Source organism: Arcicella rosea (genome assembly GCF_014204325.1).
In the GTDB taxonomy this organism is placed as follows: Bacteria; Bacteroidota; Bacteroidia; order Cytophagales; family Spirosomataceae; genus Arcicella; species Arcicella rosea_A.
On record NZ_JACHKT010000017.1, the window covers coordinates 109,206 to 115,246 of the forward strand.

The 6,041-nt window shown below is 34.2% G+C and carries 5 protein-coding genes and 1 tRNA gene; 4 read left to right on the plus strand and 2 right to left on the minus strand.

The window, feature by feature from the left end; translation table 11 throughout:
- The 4 genes from HNP25_RS12575 to HNP25_RS12590 all read left to right on the plus strand — a co-directional run bounded on the left by HNP25_RS12575 (position 1) and on the right by HNP25_RS12590 (position 3,912).
- The gene (locus HNP25_RS12575) at positions 1–213 is read left to right on the plus strand and encodes a type 2 periplasmic-binding domain-containing protein (RefSeq protein WP_184134614.1); all 213 of its coding nucleotides are present in this window, start codon (positions 1–3) and stop codon (positions 211–213) included.
- A gap of 258 nt (positions 214–471) precedes the next feature.
- Complete coding sequence (locus tag HNP25_RS12580; RefSeq protein ID WP_184134616.1) at positions 472–2,088, plus strand: ABC-F family ATP-binding cassette domain-containing protein; 1,617 nt, start codon at positions 472–474, stop codon at positions 2,086–2,088.
- 239 nt (positions 2,089–2,327) lie between these two features.
- Positions 2,328–2,401 (plus strand) — tRNA-Arg (locus tag HNP25_RS12585).
- 263 nt (positions 2,402–2,664) lie between these two features.
- On the plus strand, positions 2,665–3,912 hold the full coding sequence (locus HNP25_RS12590) for a hypothetical protein (protein WP_184134617.1): 1,248 nt from the start codon (positions 2,665–2,667) through the stop codon (positions 3,910–3,912).
- A gap of 36 nt (positions 3,913–3,948) precedes the next feature.
- On the opposite strand, the gene HNP25_RS12595 is transcribed toward HNP25_RS12590, so the two are convergent.
- Both HNP25_RS12595 and HNP25_RS12600 read right to left on the minus strand, forming a co-directional pair.
- Positions 3,949–4,728, minus strand: a complete 780-nt coding sequence (locus HNP25_RS12595) for a sulfite exporter TauE/SafE family protein (protein WP_184134619.1) — start codon at positions 4,726–4,728, stop codon at positions 3,949–3,951.
- Positions 4,729–4,780: 52 nt separating this feature from the next.
- A complete protein-coding gene (locus HNP25_RS12600) occupies positions 4,781–5,386 on the minus strand; it encodes a hypothetical protein (protein ID WP_184134621.1) in 606 nt (201 codons plus the stop codon).
- Between the last annotated feature and the right edge of the window lie 655 nt (positions 5,387–6,041).

Here is a 6,041-nt window from a genome sequence, read left to right on the forward strand (position 1 = left end):
TTGTTAGGTGGTTTGGTAAGTTTGGGCGTTGGCATCGCTTTTATACCTTCTTTTTATAATGCTTCCAGAGTACAAGGAGTGGTTTGCAAAGCTTTAGTCAATGCCGATGGCTCGCCATTTTTAGAAGTAGCCATAGCCCAAGCGATGTGTCATAAAGCAAGTAAAGCAACGCCAACAGTTAAGGCTTTATCTGCTTTGGTGAAGGATTTATAAATTCCGAAATCAATCTCCTCTCATATTGCTCTCCTTCTCAATCCTAAAACCTCAAAGAATAATTTCTTAATCTCAGCTTTTTATCGTGTCAATTCAGTGCATTGTCGTAATTTTGTATGTATTTTTTATACAAAACCGTTGATTCTTCAAATTTTAATCAGGAAAATTCATTAAAAGCTTGTCAATCAACAAAAATAAGATGACAGAATAATTTTCGATTGTTCATGTCTTTATCCAGCAATAATTTACATAACAATAATGCTAAACGTATCAAATGTTTCTCTCCGTTTTGGTAAACGGGTACTTTTTGAAGAAGTAAATATCAAATTTGTAGAAGGTAACTGCTATGGTCTCATCGGGGCAAACGGAGCAGGAAAATCTACTTTTTTAAAGATTCTATCTGGTGAAATTGACTCTCAAACGGGTTCAATTTCTATGAATCCAGGTGAACGTATGTCATTCTTAAAACAGAATCACTTCGAATTTGAAGAAGTACCTGTTTTGCAAGCGGTTATCATGGGAAATAAACGTCTTTACGACATCATGGTTGAAAAAGATGCAATTTATTTAAAAGAAGATTTTACAGAGGAAGACGGAAACCGTGCCGCTGACCTTGAAGCGGAATTTGCCGAAATGAACGGTTGGGAAGCAGAATCGGAAGCAGGACAATTGCTAAGTGGTTTGGGCATCAAAGAAGATTTGCATTATACTTTATTAAAAGATGTCTCTGGTTCAGAAAAAGTAAAAGTACTTTTAGCACAAGCTTTGTTTGGTTCGCCAGATATTTTGTTACTAGATGAACCTACCAACAACTTAGATATTGAGTCTATTCTTTGGTTAGAAAACTTCTTGACAAACTTCAAAAATACAGTAATTGTTGTTTCTCACGACCGTCACTTCTTAGATAATATTTGTACGCATATCGCCGATTTAGACTTCGGTAAAATTCAATTATATGGTGGTACTTATACTTTCTGGTATGAATCATCACAATTAGCGGCTCGCCAGCGTGCTGACCAAAACAAGAAAACTGACGAAAAACGTAAAGAATTAGAAGAATTTATTCGTCGTTTCTCTGCCAACGTAGCCAAATCAAAACAAGCTACTTCTCGTCAGAAAATGTTGGATAAATTACAAGTGGACGACATTAAACCTTCTTCAAGACGTTATCCATTCATTAACTTCAAACCAGAACGTGAAGCAGGTGACCAATTACTTTCTGTAGAAGGTTTATCAGTGAAAAACCCAGAAGGCGGTTATTTATTCAAAGATGTATCATTTACTTTGACAAAAGGCGATAAGCTTGCAGTACTTTCTCGTGATTCTTTGGCGATTAGTGCTTTGTTTGATGTTTTAATGGGCGAACGTACTGCCGACGAAGGAACATATAAATGGGGAGTAACCACAACTCAGTCTTATTTACCAAACGACAATGCGAAATATTTTGAAGATGGTTCTTTAAATTTAGTAGATTGGTTACGTCAATATTCTGCTGAAAAAGATGAATCATTTATTCGTGGTTTCTTGGGTAGAATGTTATTCTCTGGCGACGAAGCCTTGAAAAAATGTACAGTAATTTCTGGAGGTGAAAAACAACGTTGTATGTTTTCAAGAATGATGCTTTCAGGTTCTAACGTTGCTATTTTTGACGAACCTACCAACCACTTAGACTTAGAATCGATTACAGCTTTGAACAACGGAATGGTTGATTTCACAGGAACAATTTTATTTACTTGCCATGATCACCAACTTACGCAAACAGTAGCCAACCGCATCCTTGAACTTGGACCAAAAGGTTATTTAGATAAATTAATGACCTTCGATGATTACATCACTGATGCGAAAGTAAAAGAGCAGAAAGCGAAAATATATTAATTGATGTCGGATTTCGGTCGTCGGATTTCAGCTTTTACCTCACTTACCAAAGTAAGTGAGGTATTTTTTTATTTGATTTTTATTAATATTTAGGCAGACAAATATTTTTCACTTTTTAAATTATTAAAAATCAGAAACTTACAAAAAAGTTTAAATTTTTCTACTTTTTTGTTTTGGATTAGAAAAATAACCTACTACCTTTGCAGTCCCAAACAACGGGAAAAAGATTAAAACGATATGGTTTCGTAGCTCAATTGGATAGAGCATCTCACTACGGATGAGAAGGTTTGGGGTTCGAATCCCTACGAGACCACTTCCAAAAGCCTTTTCGCAATATGCGGAAAGGCTTTTTTTATTCTCCTAAAATCTCTACAAAGAAATACTCCCTCCCATCTCAAAATAAATCCAACGATAATAGTAACCAATCCTGCCTTCGTGGAGATTCTCATTAAGTTATTCACAAACCTAAATAAGAATTTTTATAGGTGGAAAATACACATCCTGTATTCCAATCTATTTAGGCTTAGAAGTCCTTACTTCCCCCAAAAAGATTCCAAAATTAAAATCAATATCTATATGTTTACTAAATCTGTACAAATCGCTTTATGTATTGTTTTACTTATTTCCATCTCATGTACCACAAAGCTTGTTGAAGAAATTACTCCTACTCAGAATATCGCTGGAACATGGAGATTCCAAAGTGCTACTGGCACGGCAATTGTTGGTGGAAAAACGATAGATTTAACCGATGATTTATCAATTAGTACAAATGGCGCTACTCATCATATCACAAGAACAAGTACTTGGATTTTTAGAGAAGGTGGCACGGGGACAATGGATGGCGAAAACTTTACTTATGTAGTAGCTGGAAAAACCCTCACAATTAGCAAAAACACTCAAAAGTATATACAAGTAAGCGTTACATTAAAAGACGGTATTTTAGAAATTACTGAAGACGAAAATGGTTTAAAGACAATCATTGATGCGTTTAACACCTTGCTACTAACCGATAAAATCACAAAATACTTTCGAACCTTACAATACAAATCTTTGCAGGATATTCTAAGTACAAATGGTACTCCTGATTGTTTACTTAAAACCTACACCAACATCAACGAATCTACTGTAAACGAATATACTCATACCTATAGCGATGAAAATACGCTTGCAGAATTAAATACTAAAACCTTACGATTATCAGATAGCACTGTATTTAATGTAAAATTTTCTTATCAAGAAAACAAGGCTAACCTTGGCTCCAACACAAAGCCTTATGTAACCATTCTTAGAAATAGCCAGAATTACTCTAAAGTATATTGTGATAAAAATGGACGAGTAAATAAAAGAGAATATTATTATTCAGGACAAGATAATTTCCCTAGTGAGGTTGATAATGAGACTTATGACACGAATGGGAATAACACAAAAACTACTACTTTTTTCTATGATGCTACTAATGGAGAGAAATTTGAGAGCCGTTTTATCATTTATGAAGCTGAATACCTTAATGGAAATTATATAAAACTTTTCTACACCGATGAAAATACAAGTAGGTATTTAATGAATGAATATATCACTTGGACATTCAATGGAGTGAAGACTAAGGTTGTCTATCCATTTAACTATAGAAACCTTAGCTTTGGAGCAAATAACAAAAATCATCGTACAAAAATGATTGATTATGACACATCAGGTGTAATAAGTTATCAATCGTCTGTTGTTTATAATTTTGATAGCAAAGGCTATATTTTATCTAGTGAAGAAACCTTTACAGGGACTAGTGTAAAAAGAAGAAATATTGATTATGTTTATCAATGTAAATAAATGAAAAGCCTTGTTAATTACAATAGCAAGGCTTTTTTACTTCCAAATATCATAAGCAAACCTTGCAATTACCCCCGTTACAACAATCAGGAAAAAGATTCTTACAAAACCGCTTCCTTTTAATAAAGCTAATCTTGTACCAACTACTGAACCTACTATATTAGCAATGCCTAAAGGAATGGCTACTTCAAAAAGTACATCGCCAGATGACATAAAGAAAATAATGGCTGGAATATTTGAAGCACAATTTAAGATTTTAGCATAAGCAGAGGCGTGAAGAAAGTCTAAACCAAAAATTGAAACAAAAGCAAATATTAAAAAACTCCCCATTCCTGGCCCAAAAAAGCCATCATAAAAACCCAAAATTGCCCCTGTTAACAATCCGCCAATTAAAAACTTTTTACCAATGTATTTGGGAGTATGGTCTGTTCCTAAATCTTTTTTCAGAAAAGTATAAATTAACACCAAGACCAATAAAACCAAAATAATGGGTTTTAAAACGTTTTTATCTAAAGACGTAACTAGCCTCGCTCCCATCAAAGCAAATAATCCTGTGGCAATAATAGACGGAACCATTACTTTCCAATCGACCTTTACTTGTCGGATATACTGCGAAGCAGCTACCAAAGTCCCCGAAACAGAGGCTAATTTATGCGTCCCAATAATAGTTGGAATAGCATATTGAGGAAGAAAAATCAATAGTGCGGGTAACTGAATTAAACCTCCACCACCTACGATGGCATCAATAAAACCCGCTAAAAAAGCAAAACAAGAAAGTAATAATAAAGTTTGAAGTGTAATATCGTGAATGGGCATTTATTAGGGTTTTGGTTTTTCATATTGTTGCCAGACAAACCAGTCATCAATATTAAGCATCTCTATTACGAATGTCTTCGATATGGTCTATTAAATCATATCCTAGTTTAGGAATATATTCTCCAAGTATTGTATTCAGTTTTTCAATATCTTCTGGTTCGGCATTGGTCAATTCAGGATAATTATCAATCAAATGTGCGAGTACTACTTGCTCCAAAGTATCCAAAAACTTACTCTTATTAATAGGGTTTTTAGGAATTAACCCCTCAAATTTACTAAAAAACGCCCTAAAATCAGCTTTTTCTTCTTCCGTCTCTGGCGTATTTCTTAGGTTGGTTTGTCTCTCTAATTCCGCTTCTATATTATAGTTTTTTTCAATAAATAAAATGAAATATTGTTCAAAGTCAAACTCTTCTTCCTCTAAAACAGCAAGAACCTCATCCTCTTTAGGGCCATATCCTCCTAGAGATTTCCTGATTTGTTGAATGTATTTTCCTTGCTCAGGGTAGTGTTTTTTCAAAAAAGGGACAAGCGTATGGAAGAATACACAAAAACGTCCTGATTTACCCTCTTGATGGGCTGTAATTTCAAATGAAACAAGGTTATCTCCGAATAGATTCTCAACGGTGATTTCGAAATTTGTGTAGGTAGTTTTCATATTCGTAAAATTTAAAAATATGTATTAAAGTATCTTGAAGATTGATAAAACAATTAATTGTGATTTCAGGTAAGCCTTTTACGCTCTCATTAGATTCGCCAATACATAAATTTAAAAATAAATTCCTTATGCACACAAGCTAAATATCAAAAATAGTATTTAGCTTTTTGCGAACAGAATTCCACCATTGTATTCATACAAATTCTACCCCACCTTAAAATTTTCCACCAATTTTTCTAAAATTCTTACTCATACTACTAATGCACTTGAAGTACTCTACAGGACCACTCTAAGTGAACTCTAATGCACTCCGAGTACTATATAAGACCACTCTAAGTGAACTCTAATGCACTCAGAGAGCTATACAAGACCGCTTCGAGTGAACTCTAATGCACTCGGAGTGCTATACAAGACCGCTTCGAGTGAACTCTAATGCACTCGGAGTGCTATACAAGACCGCTTCGAGTGAACTCTAGTAAACTTATGTGAACTAACGTAGGAAGAATCTTAGATATGGGACTAACAGAGAATACAAATTACTTCTTCCTTGAAAAGTTAAAAGAGTCTGTTCATCAAACTGTGTCAGTTTAAATTTAAGTTTATTTTTTTATTTTTACAGTCACAATTTATTTATGGAGACTCCTGACAATTTTGA

What these genes read in the sequence shown, in the direction of transcription:
- HNP25_RS12580 (WP_184134616.1), top strand. Translation starts at nt 472, where the DNA reads ATGCTAAACGTATCAAATGTTTCTCTCCGTTTTGGTAAACGGGTACTT.
- HNP25_RS12590 (WP_184134617.1), top strand. Translation starts at nt 2,665, where the DNA reads ATGTTTACTAAATCTGTACAAATCGCTTTATGTATTGTTTTACTTATT.
- HNP25_RS12595 (WP_184134619.1), bottom strand. Translation starts at nt 4,728, where the DNA reads ATGCCCATTCACGATATTACACTTCAAACTTTATTATTACTTTCTTGT.
- HNP25_RS12600 (WP_184134621.1), bottom strand. Translation starts at nt 5,386, where the DNA reads ATGAAAACTACCTACACAAATTTCGAAATCACCGTTGAGAATCTATTC.